The 16,812-nt window shown below is 71.6% G+C and carries 15 protein-coding genes; 9 read left to right on the top strand and 6 right to left on the bottom strand.

Annotated features, from left to right (window positions below):
• The 4 genes from FPZ12_RS27135 to FPZ12_RS27120 all read left to right on the top strand — a co-directional run.
• Positions 1 to 1,189: MFS transporter (locus FPZ12_RS27135; RefSeq protein WP_150980521.1), on the top strand; the 1,189-nt coding region annotated here is incomplete at its 5' end.
• Positions 1,182 to 1,898: a maleate cis-trans isomerase family protein gene (locus FPZ12_RS27130; RefSeq protein WP_144760791.1), complete on the top strand. Its 717-nt coding sequence runs from the start codon at positions 1,182 to 1,184 to the stop codon at positions 1,896 to 1,898. The genes FPZ12_RS27135 and FPZ12_RS27130, both read left to right, overlap by 8 nt.
• Before the next feature lie 3 nt (positions 1,899 to 1,901).
• Complete coding sequence (locus FPZ12_RS27125) at positions 1,902 to 2,702, top strand: amidohydrolase family protein (protein WP_144760794.1); 801 nt, start codon at positions 1,902 to 1,904, stop codon at positions 2,700 to 2,702.
• Positions 2,703 to 2,728: 26 nt separating this feature from the next.
• Positions 2,729 to 3,928: an MFS transporter gene (locus tag FPZ12_RS27120; protein ID WP_166462925.1), complete on the top strand. Its 1,200-nt coding sequence runs from the start codon at positions 2,729 to 2,731 to the stop codon at positions 3,926 to 3,928.
• 45 nt (positions 3,929 to 3,973) lie between these two features.
• Here the strand turns inward: FPZ12_RS27120 and FPZ12_RS27115 are convergent, their stop codons facing one another.
• From FPZ12_RS27115 to FPZ12_RS27090, 6 genes are all read right to left on the bottom strand, one after another.
• Complete coding sequence (locus FPZ12_RS27115; RefSeq protein ID WP_144760801.1) at positions 3,974 to 4,678, bottom strand: type 1 glutamine amidotransferase domain-containing protein; 705 nt, start codon at positions 4,676 to 4,678, stop codon at positions 3,974 to 3,976.
• Between the two features lie 113 nt (positions 4,679 to 4,791).
• Positions 4,792 to 5,220, bottom strand: a complete 429-nt coding sequence (locus FPZ12_RS27110; protein WP_150980518.1) for a hypothetical protein — start codon at positions 5,218 to 5,220, stop codon at positions 4,792 to 4,794.
• A 20-nt stretch (positions 5,221 to 5,240) separates the two neighbouring features.
• Positions 5,241 to 8,300: a WXG100 family type VII secretion target gene (locus FPZ12_RS27105; protein WP_144760807.1), complete on the bottom strand. Its 3,060-nt coding sequence runs from the start codon at positions 8,298 to 8,300 to the stop codon at positions 5,241 to 5,243.
• On the bottom strand, positions 8,300 to 8,614 hold the full coding sequence (locus FPZ12_RS27100) for a hypothetical protein (protein ID WP_144760810.1): 315 nt from the start codon (positions 8,612 to 8,614) through the stop codon (positions 8,300 to 8,302). The genes FPZ12_RS27105 and FPZ12_RS27100 overlap by 1 nt, the downstream gene beginning before the upstream one ends.
• 89 nt (positions 8,615 to 8,703) lie before the next feature.
• Positions 8,704 to 8,955, bottom strand: a complete 252-nt coding sequence (locus FPZ12_RS27095) for an acyl carrier protein (RefSeq protein WP_243770049.1) — start codon at positions 8,953 to 8,955, stop codon at positions 8,704 to 8,706.
• Entirely contained in the window at positions 8,948 to 10,579 is a 1,632-nt protein-coding gene (locus tag FPZ12_RS27090; protein WP_144760815.1) for a fatty acyl-AMP ligase, read from the bottom strand. The genes FPZ12_RS27095 and FPZ12_RS27090 overlap by 8 nt, the downstream gene beginning before the upstream one ends.
• A 201-nt stretch (positions 10,580 to 10,780) precedes the next feature.
• On the opposite strand from FPZ12_RS27090, the gene FPZ12_RS45735 reads away from it, so the two are divergent.
• The 5 genes from FPZ12_RS45735 (at position 10,781) to FPZ12_RS27065 (ending at position 16,677) form a co-directional block, all read left to right on the top strand.
• A complete protein-coding gene (locus tag FPZ12_RS45735) occupies positions 10,781 to 11,056 on the top strand; it encodes a hypothetical protein (RefSeq protein WP_166462924.1) in 276 nt (91 codons plus the stop codon).
• Between the two features lie 253 nt (positions 11,057 to 11,309).
• A complete protein-coding gene (locus FPZ12_RS27080) occupies positions 11,310 to 11,489 on the top strand; it encodes a hypothetical protein (RefSeq protein ID WP_144760615.1) in 180 nt (59 codons plus the stop codon).
• 1,065 nt (positions 11,490 to 12,554) lie between these two features.
• Complete coding sequence (locus FPZ12_RS46090; RefSeq protein WP_208026024.1) at positions 12,555 to 13,655, top strand: sigma-70 family RNA polymerase sigma factor; 1,101 nt, start codon at positions 12,555 to 12,557, stop codon at positions 13,653 to 13,655.
• Between the two features lie 116 nt (positions 13,656 to 13,771).
• Complete coding sequence (locus FPZ12_RS27070) at positions 13,772 to 15,334, top strand: S8 family serine peptidase (protein WP_208026023.1); 1,563 nt, start codon at positions 13,772 to 13,774, stop codon at positions 15,332 to 15,334.
• Between the two features lie 17 nt (positions 15,335 to 15,351).
• On the top strand, positions 15,352 to 16,677 hold the full coding sequence (locus FPZ12_RS27065; protein WP_144760618.1) for a hypothetical protein: 1,326 nt from the start codon (positions 15,352 to 15,354) through the stop codon (positions 16,675 to 16,677).
• Positions 16,678 to 16,812: the final 135 nt, after the last annotated feature.

Raw genomic sequence — 16,812 nt, 5'->3', positions numbered from 1 at the left:
CGACCGATTTCCTTGCGGCTTCGGGCTTTCCGTGCAGGCTGAGCCACCGCGCCGACTCCGGGATGAACGCCGCGCCGGCGAGCGCGACCAGCGCGGGCAGTGCGCCGAGGGCGGCTGGGTCTACATGGCCGTGCTGCGCACGGTCATCGGGTTCGCGACGGCAGGCTACTTCGTGCAGGTTTCGCTGGTGCACGAGTTCATGCCGCCGCGACGGCGCGGGATGCTCACCGGCGTGGTCTCCGCGATCACCACCGGCGGGCTGCTGCTCGGCTCGTTCAGCGGGGCGTACCTCATCCCGGGCATCGGCTGGCGGTGGACGTTCGCCCTCGGCGCACTGCCCGCGCTGGTCGCGCTCGCCGGCGCGGCGTTCATCCCGGAGTCGGCGCGGTGGCTCAGCCTGCACGGAAAGCCCGAAGCCGCAAGGAAATCGGTCGCGTGGGCGCTCGGGGAAGCGCGGTTCGACGGCGAGCTGGACGTGCCCCCGCCGAGCCCGCACGACCGGTGGCGGCACATCTTCGCCTTCCCCCGCCAGGTCGTCACCTCGACGCTGGTGAATCTCGGGCTGATGACCGGCTACTACGGGATCGTGCTGTGGGCGCCGATGCTGCTGGCACAGGTTCAGCTGATCTCCTCGGGCGACGCGGCGAAGGTGATGATCGCCTTCAGCGTCGCGGGGATCGGCTCGCGCCTGCTCGCGGCACGGCTGGCGGACCGGGTCGGCAGGCGCCGCACGGGCGGGTACTTCGCGCTGGCGGCCGCCGTGGCGACACTGCTGGCCGGGCTGACCGGCAACGGGATCTTCCTGCCCGCGTCGCTGTTCTGGCTGCCGCTGCTGGTGGCCTTCGTGTTCGCCGACGGCGGGTTCTCCGTGTGCGCCCTGTATTCCACGGAGATCTGGCCGTCCCGGTTGCGCGGCAGCGGGTCCGGCTACGCGGGACTGACCGGTTCGGTCGGCAAGATCCTCGGCCCGGTCGGGCTCGCGGTGATCGTGGGCTCCGGCAACATCGTCAGCCCAGCGGCCACCACTTCGGCCGTGGTACCCGCTTTCTCCTTCCTCGCGGTGTGCCTGCTGGTGTGCGGCGTGACCTATCTGTCCCTCGGGGTCGAGGCCAGGGGCCGGTCGCTGGAGTCGATCGACCGGAGCCTGGCGGGCGAGTCCGCGCCGCGGCTGGAGGACGCCCATGAGTGAGCTCCGGATCGGCATGATCGTGCCGTCGCTGAACACCATCGCCGAGGACGACTTCCGCGCCTTCTGTCCGGCCGACGTCGCCTACCACGTGCACCGGATCCGGCTGCGCAAGGAAAACGGCCGCGTGACCACGGAAAGCCTCGCCCGCGCGTACCTCGAAGCGACCGACGAAGCCTCGCTGCTGGCCGACTTCTCCCCCGACGCGATCGCGTTCAACTGCACCGGCGCGAGCGTGGCGTGGGATCCGCTGGGCGACGAAGCGCTCGCCCGGCGGATGACCTCGCAGCTCGGGGTCCCGTCGACCAACACGATGGTCGCGATCAAACAGGCCCTGCGCGTGCTGCGGGCGGACGGGCTGCTGCACGTCTGCCCGTTCACCGGGGAGTCCGCGCGGATCGAGCGGGATTCCCTGACGGCGTCAGGGTTTTCGGTGCGGCGCACGGTGTCGCTCGGCTTCGACGACGCGAAGAAGGCCGCGCTCCTCGACCCGGCGCGGATCGCGGACGCGGCACGTGAGCACGTCGACGATTCGACCGGCGCGGTGCTGCTGTCGTGCGCCAACGTCCGCGCGTTCGAGGCGGCACCGGCGCTGGAACGAGACCTAGGGAGGCCAGTGGTGACGAGCAACCAGGCCATGTTGTGGTCGGTCCTGACCGCCGCCGGGTGGACCGGCACGATCCCCGGCGCCGGCCGGCTGTTCGAGGGCTGAGCCGTGGAGATCGTCGACGCGCAGGTGCACGCCTGGTCCGCCGGGCAGTCCACCGGGCACCACCGCCGGGAACCGATCACCCGGGAGGTGCTGGAGGCCGAAATGGCGGCGGCCGGGGTGTCGCGGGCGGTGCTCGTGCCCCCGCTGTGGGATCCGGACGGCAACGCGTACTCGCTGGAGCTCGCGGCGGCCGCGCCCGGGCGGTTCACGGTGATGGGCCTGCCCGATCCGGACGCCGATCCGGTCGCGCAGGCCAGGACCTGGCTGGAGCAGCCGGGGATGACGGGCATGCGGTTCCTGTTCAACACCGAGGAACGCCGCGCGCCGCTGCTGGCCGGGCACTACGAGGAACTGTGGCCGGTGGCCGAGGAAACCGGCCTCGTCGTGGCACTGCTGATCCCGGGTGCGCTGAAGCTCGCGGCCGATCTGGCGCGGCGGTTCCCCGGGCTGCGGATCATCGTGGACCACCTCGGCGTGCCGCGCGGCGCCTCGGGTCCGGCCGCGTTCGAGCACCTGCCGGAATTGCTGGCACTGGCCGATTTCCCCGGCGTGCACGTGAAAGCCGCCGGGGTGGGCGACTACGCGCTGGACCCGTATCCGTTCCCCTCGCTGGACGAGCCGCTGCGGCGGATCTTCGGCGCCTTCGGCCCGGAGCGCGTCGTGTGGGCCAGCGACCTGTCGCGCCTGCACCATCCGTACCGGCAATGCGTGGCGCAGTTCGCCGAAGCCCTGCCCTGGTTGACCGGCCCCGAGCGCGAACTCGTGCTGGGCGGGAACATCCGCCGCCTCCTCGCCTGGACCTGACCTTCCCCCGAATCGGAGTGATCTCAATGATGAGACCCGGTAGCTGGCCTTCCCTGATCCTGCTCTACCTCTACGGCGTCGTCGCGACCTCGCTGGTCACGCAGTCCGTCCCGGTCATCGCGGACATGGCGAAACAGTTCGCGCTCGGCTCGGCGGCTTCGGGCTGGGTGATCTCGGTGCCGTCGCTGGTCACCGCGATCGCCGCGGTCTTCGGCGGCTGGCTGATCGACCGCGTCGGCGACAAGCGGGTGATCTTCGCCGGCTCGCTGTTCGCCTTGGCGGGCAACGTGATCGTGTTCTTCTCCCACACCGGCGGCGTGCTGTTCACCGGGCGGCTCGTCGAGGGCGTCGGGTATCTTTCGCTGACCGTCGGCGCCGTGACGATGATGATGCGCACCACCAGCGGGCCGCGGCGGGCCGTCGCCCTCGGCGTGTGGGCTTCGCATACGGCGGTCGGCGTCGGCCTGACGCTGACGATCATCGCGCCGCTCGCGGGGCATGGGCAGGCGTGGCGGTGGGCGTTCGGCGGGCACGCGGTGCTGATGGCGTTGCTCGCCATCGCGGCCGTTTTCCTGCCGGGGCGCACGGAAAACGACGCGCCGGCGCGCAAGCTCGCGGACATCTGGGCGGTGCTGAAGAGCCTGCCGCCGTACCGGGTCGCGCTGGCTTCCGGGTTCTCGGCGTTCATCCAGACCGGGATCATGAACGCGCTCACCGTGTACCTGACGGCGTCGTTCGGGGTGTCGGTGAAGACGGCGGCCGGGGTCGGCACGATCGCCGAGGTGTTCGTGGTCGTGGGTTCGCTCTCGGCCGGGTACCTGCTGAAGGCGGGGGTGCGGGCCCGCCGGATCGGCGTCACCGCCGGGGTGATCACGCTCGCCGGCGGGGTCGCGCTTTATTTGCCCGCCACCGGTTTCGCGGGCGCGTGCGTGGCGGTGTGCGTGTTCTCGCTGGGGATCGGCACCGTGAACGGCCTGATCTGGACGTTCGTCCCGGGCGCGGCGCCGAGCACCGAAACGCTGGGCGCCACGAGCGGGCTCGTTTCGCAGGCGACGTACCTCGGCGTGCTGCTGGGCCCGCCCGCGATCTTCGCGAGCTTCTTCGACGGCGGCTGGGTGATCCGGCTCGTGCTGGTGATCGTCGCGGTGGTCCTGCAGGTGGTGCTGCTCCCCTTCGCGGCGGCCGCCCGGACGCGCGCGGCACGCACACCCGAGCCGAGCGTTTAGGCGGTGCTTCGACGTGTTGTGCCGCCGCGCGGGAGGGCCCGCCGCTCAGGGCCTTCCCGCGAGGCGCTCGACGAGCACGTCCGCGAGCGGGCTCGCCGAGGCCGGGTTCTGCCCGGTGAGCACGGCGCGGTCGGTCACCACGTGCGGCTCCCACGGCGTGGCCTCGTCCACGTCGAGGCCCGCCTTGGCCAGCCTGTCCTGCAGCAGCCATGGCACCTTGTCCGCCAGCCCGCCCTGGTCCTCCTCGGCGTTGGTGAACGCCGCCACCCGGTAGCCGGCGAAAGCGTTGCCGCCCTTGCCATCGGCGGCCGCGAGGAGCGCGGCCGGGCCGTGGCAGACGAGCGCGACGGGCATGTCCGCGTTGAGCGCCCCGGTGAGGATCCGCCCGGACTCGACGTCGCCCGCCAAGTCCTCCATCGGGCCGTGCCCGCCCGGCACGAAGACCGCGTCGTAGCTCTCCAGGCGCACGTCCGAGAGCGCGACCGGGTGCGCGAACTCCGGCTCGTTCCGCACCGCTTCGCCGAGCCTTCCCGCTTCGTCCCCACCACCCGCGGCGCCCGGCGCGAGGCTCGCCTCGTCCACCGGCGGGCGCACGCCACGGGGGGTGCCCACCACCACCTCGTGTCCGGCCGCCTTGAGCTTTTCCAGCGGTACCACGGCTTCCTCGGCCCAGTACCCGGTCGCGTGCCGGGTGCCGTCCTGCAGGGTCAAGTGGTCCGCACCGGTCATCACGAACAGCACCTTCGCCACCGGTTCACTCCTTTCGCCGACTCCGCCCCAGGCTAGTTGCCCATCCGAGCTGAAGCAGGCCGAGCAGCGCCCCGCCGGATGGGTCCGGCGGGGCGCTGCTGAGGCGAACGCGATCAGTCGTCGTCGCGCCAGCGGATGTTCAGGAAGTCGTCGTCGTCTTCTTCCTCGGCTTCCTGAGCGGGCCGCCGCGGCGCGCGGGCCGCCCGGACCGGCTCCGGCGCGGGCGGAGGCGGCGGCGGTGAAGCCGGGGCCGGTGGCGTCGCGGCCGGCGGGGGCGCCGCGGCCGCGTCCTCCTCGGCGAACTCCTCCGGCTCGCCGAAGGACTCGAGCTCCTCGTCCTCCTCGTCGGCTTCGCTCTGCTTGCCGAGCTCACGCCGCAGCTGCACGTAGCGCTCGGCCGCCTGCACCTGCTCGGTCATGTACTCCTGGGCGCGGGCCTTGATCTCCTCGCCCTGCCGCTCGCGCAGCGCACGCCGGTCGGCCTGCTCCCGGACCAGCCCGTCCAGGGTGGCCCGCAGTTGCTGGATCTCCTGGGAGACCATGGATTCCTTTCCGTCGCGGCTCAGCGCCGCTTCTTGGCCGGGCGGTCCTCGTCGTCGAGCGAGCCGATGATGCGGGGGCCCGGTTTCTGGGCATCGCCGAAGATGTTGCCGTCGATCTTGTACGCCCGGGAGCCGCGTTCCTGGTTGTCCCCTCCTTGGTTCATGCCGCCCATCCCGCCCATCATGCCGCCCATTCCGGACATCCCGGTGGTCGACGTGCCCGCCGCCCCGGACGTGGCCGCGGCCGCCGCCGGAGCGGCCGCGGCGGGTGCTGCCGCCGCGGCGCCTCCGGTCTGGACGCCGGTGCCGAGCTGGGAACCGTCGCCGGAGGGCGTGGCCGTGGTGCCGATGTCGCCGACTCCGCTGCCGGCCGACGACGTGGAGATGTCGCCCGCGCTGATGTCGCCGCCACCGCCGCCGCCGTCACCGCCGGAGAGGCTGCCGGCGCTGAAGTCCGAGGAGCTCGCGGTGTCGGAGGAGAGCTTCATCGGGTCGTCCAGGTCGCCGGACAGGCTCGACGAGTCGCCCAGGCTTCCGGAGTCCGAACCGGACGAGCCGTTCTCGTCGCCCAGGGTGTACGTCGCCGGGCTGCCGGTGCCGTCGTCGACCGTGACCTTCGTGGGGCCGTCCGCCCCGTCCGGCCGCTCCGCGGTGATATCGAGGTCGCCGTCCTTGATGTGGATCTTGCCGTCGGCCCCGGGCTGGTAGGTGCCGTCGGCGTTCGGCTGCCCGTCCTGGCCCGCGGCGGTGCCGCTGTCCGGGGTCCAGTCGAGCTTGTAGTCCTTCAGGTCCCCGGCGCCGCCGTCGACCTTGATGTCCATGGCGCCGTTCTTGTCCGGCTCGGTCATCTCGAAGGTCTTGCCGCCCTGCTCGACCTTCATCGTGTCCGGGTCGTCGGAGCCCTCCTTGCCGTCGGCCGAATCGCCGTTGTCGCCGGTGAGGGAGTCGCTCGCGCCGCTGAGGGCGTCCTGCGCCTTCTGCTTGGCCGCTTCGAGTTCCGAATCACTGCCGGAGGAATCCTTGCCGGAGGAGTCGCTGCCCGAGGTATCGCTGCCGGCGGAGTCGCCGGACTCGGTCTGGATCCCTTCGCCGCCCTCGTAGTTGTCGAAACCACTGCCGGAGGAACCGGAGTCCGAGCCGCCGCCGGAAGAACCGCTGCCGCCGCCGACCGAGTTGAGCGCCTCCTGCGCCTTCTGCTTCGCGGCGTCGATGTCCGACGACGGGTCGGTCTCGGACGAGGAACCACTGCCCGACGAACCCGAGCCCGAGGTGTCGGAACCGGAAGTGTCGGAGGAGTCGCCGCTCGTGTCCGAACCGGAGCCCCCGAGGCTGCTGCCACTGGAACCCGAGCCACCGGAGCCGAGCGCGCTGCCCGCGGAGTTGAGCGCCGCCTGGGCCTTTTGCTTCTCCTCCTGGGCTTTCTGCTCGGCTTCCTGCTTCTCCTGCGCGGCTTGCTCCTGCGCGGCCGAATCGTCCGAGGAGGAACCGCTGCTGCCGGAACCACTGCCGCTGCCACTGCCGGAACCGCTGCCGGATCCCGTGCCGCCGAGGGAGTCGCCGGACGGGTCGGTCGTCGAGGAGTCGTCCAGTGGCGGCGCCGAGCTTCCGGAACCGCTGCCGCCGGAACCGCTGCTTCCCGAACCATTGCCGCTGCCGGTACCGCTGCCCGTCGTCCCGCTGCCGGTCGGCACGTCGGAACCCGAACCGGAACCGGAATCCGAACCCGCATCGCCGGTGTAATCGGAGCTGGTGGTGCTGTCGTCACCGGACGTGTCCCCGGAACCGGAGTCACTTTCCGAGCCCGACCCACTGCCGGAACCGGAACCGGAGTCCCCGGAACCGGAACCGGAGTCCGATCCCGAGCCGCTGCCCGAACCACTGCCACTGCCGGAACCGTTGCCCGAACCGGAGCCGTCGCCCGAAACCGAGTCGGCGCCGGAGCCGACGTCGTCCATGCCCTCGAACTCGTTCTTGACCTTGTTCATCACCTTGTCGAGCTCGTCGTAGGCCTTGTCGACGTGCTCCTTGGTGTCCTTGCAGGTCTTGTCGAAACTGGTCCAGATCCGGTCCCACATATCCGGGTTGAACTGGTTCTGCACCCACTGCTTCGCGAGTTTCTCGCCCTCGGCCTTGATGTCGTCGTCGTCGCAGCAGCCGTCGTCGTTGAGGGTGGAGACGAGGTCGGTGCCGAAGTTCAGGTCCATCCAGCCCGCGATGTCGGCCAGATCGTCCTTGCTGCCGTGCTCGCCGTTGGCGACCGCGACGACCTTCTGCGCCATCGTGTAGTCGGCCTTGCCCACCTGGTCGGTGTAGAGCTGCGCGACCGAGTCGGCCTTGTCCTTGCACAGCTGGAAAACCGTGGTGGCGCAGCTCTTGGTCGCCTCGCCTGCCGACTCCAGGGTCTGGACCAGTTTGGTGGCCTTGGGCTTGATCTTGTCGTTGTAGTTGTCCGAGGCGGCGTCCGCGCCCGAACCGGTCCACGTGCCGAACAGCGTGTTCAGCGCGGACCCGGTGTCCGAAATGGACTGATCAAGGGTGGTGGACCCGGTCTTCATGTGGTCGGCGTCGGCGAGGAAGTTCTCGAAGCTGATCCCGCGCTGCTCGTCGAACCGGGAGCGCACGTCCTTGTCGAGGTCGAGCGCGCGCGTGTTGCCGCGGCAGTCGTCCGGGATCTTCGCGAGCAGGGAACCGAAGGTCTCGAACACCTTCAGCGCGGGCGCGGCCGCGTCGAACAGCTCGTCGGAGGTCTTGGTGCCCCCGCCGCCCGACGCCGGCTCCTTCTGGTCCTCCAGCTTGTCCTTGCCGTCGTTGACGGCCTTCGTCTGCTGGTCCTCGTTGTAGCTGTCCTGGTCGCCGGCTTCCTTGGCGTCCTTGAGGGTGTCGGCGACGGAGCCGCCGGAGAACGGGTCGGAGTTGTAGGCGGAGGCGTACTTGTCGACCTCGTCCTGGTCGACGTCCTCGTCGGAGGCGCCGGTGCCGTACTGCCAGGCGCTGATCAGGTCGGTCTTCTTGTCGTGCGGGACGGCGGGGTCGTCGAGGACCTTCTTGACGTCGGCCCAGGTGGTGGTGTCGTCGGCCATTACTCGGTCCCCGCATCCGTGATCGCGGCGGACTGGTCGTCCTCGTTCTGGCCGTAGGCGGCACCACTGCTGCCGATGTTGGTGCCGTAGGTGTTCAGCGTGGTGCAGTACCCCTGCAGCGAATCCCACAGCGCCTTCATGCCCTTGGTGTAGGCGTCGGCGTGGGAGCCGTGGGCGCGCCCGAAGCCCTCCGCCTTGACCGGGGTGCTCGACAGATCGGGATTCTGGTCCGGCAGGTCTTCGGCCAGCCCGGTGATCTTCTTCGACGCGGTCTGCATCGCGTCGGTGCTCGCGGTGTACCCGCCGCTGCTCATGCTTCGAGGCCCCCTTGGTCGGTTCCTTCGGACACTTGTGAGACGTTCCTCGCCCGCCCCCGGTGCCGTTGCTAGTGCAACGGAGTTGATCAGGCGTCGCCGGGCGCGGGTCTCCGCGCCTCGGCCACGAGCTTCGCGACCGCGCCGACGTCGGTCAGCTGGTCACGCCGGTCGAGATCGAGGGAGATCTTGTAGTGCACCTCGAGCATCGCGAGCAGCCGGATCCGGCCCTTGGAGTCGATCCCGAGCTCCTCGAGCGGGGTGTCCTCGCCGATGGCCGCCGGGTCCAGGAAGAAGGTGTCGCTCACGATCTTGCGCACCTCGGCGATGTACTCAGGCACGGGCGTCACCATACTGCTCCTTCGCCGCCGCGCGGGCGATCTTGCCACTGGAAGTCCTCGGAAGTTCACCCGCCGTCACCAGGCGCACCGCGCGCAGGCTCACGTCGTGCGCCGCCGCGACGGCACGGAAGACCGCCCGCGTGACGTCTTTCCGCTCGGCGCTCGCGTCCCATTCCGCGGCCACCACGACACCTTCGCCGCGCGAATCGGCGATCCCGAACGCGGCGACCCTGTCGCGCCGGATCGCCGGGTGCGCCTGGGCGACGCTCGCCTCGATGTCCTGCGGGTAGTGGTTGCGGCCGTCGAGGACGATGAGGTCCTTGAGGCGGCCGGTGAGGTACAACTGGCCGCGGTGCCACACCCCGAGGTCGCCGGTGCGGAGCCAGCCGGGTATCCCGTCGAGCGTCGCGCCGAACGAATCGTTGCCGCGCCGCCAGTACCCGGTCGCGAGGTGCGGGCCGTGCACCCAGACTTCGCCGAGCAGGCCCTCGGGTTGCGACACTCCGTTGTGGACGACGCGCACGAGCTGCCCCACCGGCGTGCCGACGGAGACCAGCTCGTGGCCTCCCCCGGCCTCGACCGCGCGCCCTTCCGCGAGCGCCGCGCGATCGAACGCCGTGATGGTCGGACCCTCCGGCCCGGCGCTCGACACGTACACGGTGGCCTCGGCGAGCCCGTACGACGGGCGGTGCGCCCCCGCGCGGAACCCCAAGGGACCAAAGGCTTTCCGGAAGTTCTCGACCGTTCGCGGCCGGACCGGCTCGCTGCCGTTGAGCGCGACCCGCACCCCGGAGAGGTCCAGACCTTCGCGGGGCGCGGCCTCGACGGCGAGGTCGAAGGCGAAGTTGGGGGCGGCGGTGAAGACCTGCGGGTAGTCGGAGAGCTGCCGCAGCCAGCGCTCGGGCTTGCGCACGAATTCCGCGGGCGCCATGAACACGGAGCGGGCGCCGGCGTAGACGGGCAGGCACAGCAGCTGGATGAGACCCATGTCGTGGAAGAACGGGATCCAGCCCGCGCAGGTGGTGCGTTCGTCCACTTCGTACGCCAGCGAGGCCTGCCAGCAGCTGGCGGCCACCGCGCGATGCGGGATCACCGCGCCCGCGGGCTCGCGCGTGGAGCCCGACGTGTACTGCAGGTATGCCGGGCTTTCCGGCTCCACCGCGACGGGATCCGCGCCGGGGCCGGACAGTTCGTCGACGACCACCAGGTGCTCCGGCGCCCCGAACTCGCGCACCCGCTCCGCCGCGCGCGACGACGTGAGCCAGACGGACGCGGCGCAGTCGGCGAGCGCGCTCGTCAGGCGGACGCGGTGCGCGCGGCTCGCGGGGTCCATCAGCGGGACGGCGATCATGCCCGCCGCGAGTGCCCCGAAGAACGCGACCGGGTACGCCAGCTCCTGCCCGGCGACGATCGCGACCCGGTCGCCGGGGGCGGCGATCTCCCGCAGCCGCCCCGCCACGACGCGGACCTTCGCGACGAGCTCGGCCCAGGTGAGCGTGTGCTCGGCGGACGCGGGGAAATCCTGGTGCGTCAGCACCGGGCGATCGTCGTCCGCGCGGGCGAACAGCCGCTCGACGATCGACGTGCGCAGCACCTCGTCGGGGACGGTGTCGGGGTGGCGCATGAGGTCAACTTATCGGGGCGGCGGGGTGGCGGCACGAGGGCGTCGTCCTTTGCTTGTGCAACAAGGGAAATCGGCCGCTGCTTGGCAGTGGGGCGGCTTTTTTGGGGCGCGGATCCACAGGGAACTTTCAGGCTTTGCACGGGTGACTGTCAGACTCGGTGCGCACGCTCGGACGTGACCGGATTCTTCCCAGGAGCTCAAGTGCCCGAAAACGAACCCCCCTCCGGCGAGGCCGACCAGCCCACCGAGCAGTCGGCGGCGCATCAGCCGACGGAACAGACCCCCGCCCCGCAACCGGGCGCGGCGCCGGGCGAGGCGACTGGCGCGCCCCAGGTGGCTGCGGGGCAGCAGGCGGGCGCGGAGCAGGCGGGCGCAGCTCGGCAACCAGGCGCGGCTCCGCAGGCGGGCGGGGCGCAGCAGGCGGGCGCGGCACAGCAAGCGGGCGCGGAGCAGGCAGGCGGGCGCGGGGCCGGGTGAGGAAACCGCCGCGCATCAGGCGGATGCGGGGCAGCAGCCTGGCGGCGCACAACAGCCAGAAGCGGCGCAGCAGGCGGGCGGGGCTCAGCAACAGCAAGCCGCGGGACAGCAGGCAGGCGCGGCTCCGCAACCCGGAGCGGCTCAGCAGCAAGGCGCGCCGCAGGCGTTCTTTCAGCCGGGGGCGCCGGGCGGGTATTACCCGGCGCCCCCGGCCGATCCGGGGCGGGCGGGCCGCAGGCGGCGGGGGATCGTCGTGGCGGCTGTCGTGTTCGCCGCGTTCGTTGTCGGCGGGGCCGGTGGCTGGGCGATCGGGCACGCGACCGCGGACGGCAGGCCCGGCCAGCACCAGTTCCAGAACCGCGGCCCGGGCCCCAACGGCGGCGACGGCTACGGCCACCACCGGAGCGGCACCGGCCAGCGGCCGAACGGCTGAGACTCACGGGCCACGCTCGCTGAGCCCGAGCGGCCAGTCACCCGGCGATCAGCTACCCCCGACGGTCAGCTGTTCGCCGAAGTCCGGCAACGCCACTACAACGCCACTACTCAGCCGCGCGCATGTCCGCCCGCGCCGATATCGATCCCCGCCGCTACCGAGCCGCGCCGCCGCCCAGCCGCATGGATATCCAGCCGCGCAAAGCACCCGCGCCTGGGCAGCCTCGCTCAAAACGCCCGCGCCAAGGCAGCCACGCGCACGTCCGGCCCCGCGCTGATACCCGGCCAGAACCCGATATCCGCCCTCGCCGAGCAGGCAGCCGCGCGCCGATACCTACCCGCACCGGGCAGTCATCCGCGCCCGGGCAGTAAGCCGTGCGCCAAGCACCGCCCTGCACCGGGCAATCAGCCGCACCCGGGCAGACAGCCGCGCCGAAGCCCAGCCACGCAGGGCCGGGTCAGCAGCGCCGACAACCACGCAGCGCCCAGCCAATCACCCGCGCCGAAACCCAGCGGTCCCCGACAACCGCCTGCGCCCGACAACCGCCCGCGCCCGGGCGGATCAGCCGTGGCGGGCCGGTGGGATCTCGGCGGCCGTCGACGCCGTGGCGCCTACCGCCGTGGCCGCCACGGTCTCCGCGGGCGCACTACCGCGGTGCTGGCCACCGCGGTGCCGGCCGGACGGACGGCCGGTGTCGGCCGTGACCAACTCGGGTCCTCCCCATCTCCCTCTGTTCGACTCGTCATCGATGCGATGCTTCGCCATGGCGGTCTCCCCTCCGCGTTCGCGATGAAGCTCCTGGCATCGTGACAACACGCCGAAGCGGAAAACAACCCCGGATTACGCAGCGGTTCGTCGCTCTGTGTGAACTCGCCCGGAAAACCGGCGGAATCGCGGCTCCGATTGTGGCGCCAGGTCACAGCTTGGCCTGGGGCTGGACACCCGTATGGGTTACCCCCGAAGATGCAGCTCTCGTGATCTGGTTCACCGGGAACGGCACGTAAGGCGGCCGGCCCCGGAGAGTCCCGGTACTGCCAGCAGAGAGTACCGGGGAACGGAGGGAGCATGGCCGATGCGGAGCAGCAGCCGGCCGACGCGGCACTGATCGCCGCGATCCGCCGCGGCGACCAGCGCGCCACCGAGCTCCTCTTCGAGCGGCACGTCGCGTTCGCGCGCTCGGCCGCGAGCCGCTGGGCGGCCGACGCGGCCGAGCGCGACGACCTGGTGTCCGAGGGGTTCGCCCGCGTACTGGACGCCATCCGCCGCGGCGCCGGGCCGAGCGAGAACTTCCGCCCGTACCTGCTGGTCACGATGCGGAACCTGGCCAGCGCCTGGACAGTGCGCAGCCGCCGGATCGAGCTGCACGAAGAGCTCCCGGAACGCCCCGACGGGCCACAGGGGCTCGACGAACTCGCGGTGCGCCGCTGGGAATCCCGCACGGTGTGGTCGGCCTACAGCGAACTGCCCGAACGCTGGCGGACCGTCCTCTGGTACACCGAGATCGAAGGCATCCCGCCCGCGAAAGTGGCCCCCCTCATGGGAATCACGCCGCGCGCGGTGGCCGCGCTCGGGCTGCGCGCGCGGGAGGGGCTGCGTCAGGCGTACCTGCAGAACCAGGTCCCCGCCACCACGGCGCCGGCCTGCGCCGCGGCAAGGCGGCATCTGGGCGCGTGGCTGCGGAATGCGTTGCCACGCCGCAAATCCAGGCTCCTCGAACGGCATCTGCAGGACTGCGCGCACTGCCAGGAACTCACCACCTCTCTCAGCGGCGACAACGGCCGCCTGCGCAAGGTCACCGGCCTGCCCGCGGCCGCGGTGCTGGGCCAGGGCACACAGTTGGTGACGTCCGGCACCGGCGTCTCGAAGGTGGCGGCCTTCGCGATCGCGACCGCGCTGACGGTCGCGGCCCCCGCCGCCGTGCCGTTCACCGCCGCCGCTCCCCCGCCGAAGTCGACCACCACGGAGCCCTCCGCGCCGACCACCACCCCGGCGCCGACGCCGATCGCCGAATCAGTGCCCATCGCGCCGAAGACCACCGGAACGCCCGCTCCCGCACCGACTTCCGCCAAGCGGCCGACCCCGGTCAAGAAGGGCCAGACGAAGAACCCGCCGCCGAAGGGCCGCGGGAACTCGAACGGCAAGCACCTCGCGAAGGGCCACAACTGAGCCGCGGTATCCGCCCAACTGCTGCCTTTCGGCCCTAGCTCCCGCACGAGGACACGCGAAATGCTTGTGCACCAAGCTTTTCGCGGGCAACGCCGCCCGGGAACCGGGGGTGGACGGTGAGTTACGAACCTGGGGGCCACCGCCGCTCCCCCATCGTCGGGGACCTGAACCTCCCGCCCGGCGCCGACACCCCGGCCGACCCGCGCGAAAAAGTGCCGATGCTGGTCGAGCTCAACGTCAACTACCCGGGTGGCCTCGCGGCCGTGCGGCGCGAGTTCTACGCGCTGTGGGAAGGATTCGCCGAACAGGCCGACGGCTGGTGGCCGCCCGAGCGCGAACCGGCGAACCTCGTGGAGCCGCGCGTGCCGGACGGGCTCGCGCTGATCGCCCCGAAGCTCTACCAATGCGTACTGTCCCGTGAAGCACTGCGCGAGATGGTGCTCGCCGACCAGCGCCACGACGGGCGCCCGCCGACGATTTTCCGGGTGTGGCCCGATTATCCGCTGAGCCCGCAGATCGACCGGTCCGCGCCGACAGTGAAGGCCGACGCTGCCTGGCAGTCCTACGGCGCCCGCGGCAAGGGCATCGTCTGGGCCGTCATCGACACCGGGATCGACGCCACCCATCCGCATTTCTCCGCACTCGAACTGGCGCACGACAGCGCGGCCGCACCCGACGGCAAGACCAGCCGCCTGCACCGCGACTTCAGCTACTACGTCGACCCCGCCACGAACAGCCCCGCTCCCGGCGGCGCGGACGACCCCGCCCGCGCGCTGGTGGACGAGGCCGGGCACGGCACGCACGTCGCCGGGATCATCGCCGGATGCACCCCGGCCGGCGTGCACCCGCAGGTCGCCGAGTCGAACGACCCGGGCGACGGAGGCTACGTGCCGCGCGCGCATGTCAACGTCCTGTCCGGGATGGCGCCCGAGTGCGAACTGCTCAGCATCAAGGTCATGCGGCGCAAGGGCGGCGTGTGGGTCTCCTCCTCCAGCGCGGTCATCCGCGCGCTGACCTATCTGCGCACCGAGGTCAACATCGATCCGGGCGTGCCGCGCGTGCACGGGGTCAACATGAGCCTCGGCGTCGAATGGGAGCCAGGGCAGTACGCGGCCGGGCAGTCCCCGTTGTGCCAGGCGGTGAACCAGCTCGTCGCGGCCGGGGTGGTCGTGGTCGTCTCGGCGGGCAACAACGGGGCCAGCGCGCCCGGGGACAGCTCGACCACGTCGGCGGTGCTCGGCTCGATCACCGAACCGGCGCACGCCGAGGACTGCATCGCCGTCGGGTCCACGCATCGCGACGCGCCGCACGCGTTCGGCGTGACGTGGACCTCCGGCAAGGGGCCCACGCTCGACGGGCGGCGGAAACCGGACGTGGTCGCTCCCGGGGAGTGGATCTCCTCGGCGGCGACCGGCGAAATCCGCGCGCGGGCCGGGTTCGCCGTCCCGCCCGGCGGGCCGGACTGCGCGCCGACCTACGCGGAGCAGTCCGGCACCTCGATGGCCGCCCCGCACGTCTCCGGGGTCGTCGCGGCGTTCCTGTCCGCGCGGCCGGAGTTCATCGGCAGGCCGCGCCTGATCAAGGACCTGCTCACCGCGAGCGCCGTCGATCTCGGGCGCGAGCGGTACGCGCAGGGCGCCGGCCTCGTCGACCTGATGCGCATGCTCGCCGGCGTCTGACGGAAGGACATACAGCCATGGAACGCATGCCCAGCGGCGAACCGCGATGGGAGCTGAACTTCGACGAACGGGGCGGGATGTCCACTCCGGACAGAGACCGTTTCCTGGACGAGGTGGCCGCCGAAAACCCCGCCACGCTTTTCTTCTTCAGCCACGGATGGGGCACCGCGCACGACGCCGCCAAGAGCCTCTACGACGCGATGTTCCCGATGCTCCGCGACGCGGCCGTCGCCGCCGGATTGCCGAAACCGGGCTTCGCCGGGATCTTCTGGCCCTCGCTGTGGTTCCCTCCCACTCCGGCCGTCGCGCCCGCGATGGCCGGGGTGGCCAAACCGCAGTCCCGCACGGCCGAGGTTTCGGGAGCCGACATCGCCGCCTCGCTCGCGCCGGGGTTCAGCGACCCGGATCAGCAGAAGGCCTTGGCCGAGCTGGGCGAACTCCTCGACGCGCCAGGCGATCCCGCCGTGTCCACGGAAACCGAGGCGGAGCGGGAACGCGTCGTGGGCAGGATCCAGGAGCTGATCTCCTCGATCGCAGCTCCGGCCGGCGACGCCGAACCGGAGGACTCGGGTGAGCTTTCCTTGCTGCTGAACGAAAACCCGAAGGACGCCTTCCAGCGCACCGCGAAGGTGTTCGGCAGCGAGGGCGCCGGTGCCGGGGCTCAGGGCATCGGCGACTGGTTCGGCCGCGCCGTCAACGGGGCGAAGGACGCCGTGCGCGTGCTCTCCTACAACGTCATGAAGACGCGCGCCGGGGACATCGGCCGCACCGGGCTCGGCCCGTTGCTGGCGGACCTGCACACGCGGGCGCCGGCTGTGCGGGCGCAGCTGCTGGGGCACAGTTTCGGCGCGCGGCTGGTCTCGTTCGCGCTCGCCGGGGTCGGCGCCCCGGACCGGAGCCCGGTCACGTCGCTGCTGCTCATCCAGGGAGCGTTCTCGCACCTGTCCTTCGCCCCGGCACAGGGGAATCCGTTCGGCAGGCCGGGCGCGTTGAACGGCTTCGGTGACCGCGTGCACGGTCCCTTGCTGGCGACATTCAGCCCGTTCGACTGGGCCGTCGGCGTCTGGTACCCGAGGGCGTCGTTTCTCACCGGCGCGGGCCCGGAGGCCGAGGCGGACGGCCGGTGGGACGCGATGGGCAAGGACGGCTACCAGCACGTCGATCCGGCCGCGGACATCCGGATCCCGTTGGGGGCGTTCGACTTCCGGCCGGGGACCTACTACCGCGTCGACGCCGGGGACGTCATCAACAACGTGAAGGACAGCTCGTTCGGGGGCGCGCATTCGGACATCCGCAAGCCCGAGGTCGCCGCGCTGGCGGCCGCGGCGGCGCGGCCCGTGTGAGAGCAGCCTTCACGCGGGGGCGCAAGGGAAACCGGTGCAACGTTACGTTGCGCCGGTGGCCCTTACCCCGGCCCGCTGATCGTCATTACGTTCGTCGCAGACCCGGCGGGACGCGCCGGACCGGCGGACAGGGTG

Source organism: Amycolatopsis acidicola (assembly GCF_007713735.2).
Classification (GTDB): Bacteria; Actinomycetota; Actinomycetes; order Mycobacteriales; family Pseudonocardiaceae; genus Amycolatopsis_E; species Amycolatopsis_E acidicola.
Note: the sequence above shows the minus strand (reverse complement) of the source record. Positions and strands in the feature narration are given on the sequence as shown.

Coding starts and splice junctions, on each gene's coding strand:
- FPZ12_RS27120 (WP_166462925.1), top strand. CDS start 2,729: ATGATGAGACCCGGTAGCTGGCCTTCCCTGATCCTGCTCTACCTCTAC.
- FPZ12_RS27110 (WP_150980518.1), bottom strand. CDS start 5,220: ATGGTCTCCCAGGAGATCCAGCAACTGCGGGCCACCCTGGACGGGCTG.
- FPZ12_RS27065 (WP_144760618.1), top strand. CDS start 15,352: ATGGAACGCATGCCCAGCGGCGAACCGCGATGGGAGCTGAACTTCGAC.
- FPZ12_RS27105 (WP_144760807.1), bottom strand. CDS start 8,300: ATGGCCGACGACACCACCACCTGGGCCGACGTCAAGAAGGTCCTCGAC.
- FPZ12_RS27100 (WP_144760810.1), bottom strand. CDS start 8,614: ATGAGCAGCGGCGGGTACACCGCGAGCACCGACGCGATGCAGACCGCG.
- FPZ12_RS27090 (WP_144760815.1), bottom strand. CDS start 10,579: ATGCGCCACCCCGACACCGTCCCCGACGAGGTGCTGCGCACGTCGATC.
- FPZ12_RS46090 (WP_208026024.1), top strand. CDS start 12,555: ATGGCCGATGCGGAGCAGCAGCCGGCCGACGCGGCACTGATCGCCGCG.
- FPZ12_RS27130 (WP_144760791.1), top strand. CDS start 1,182: ATGAGTGAGCTCCGGATCGGCATGATCGTGCCGTCGCTGAACACCATC.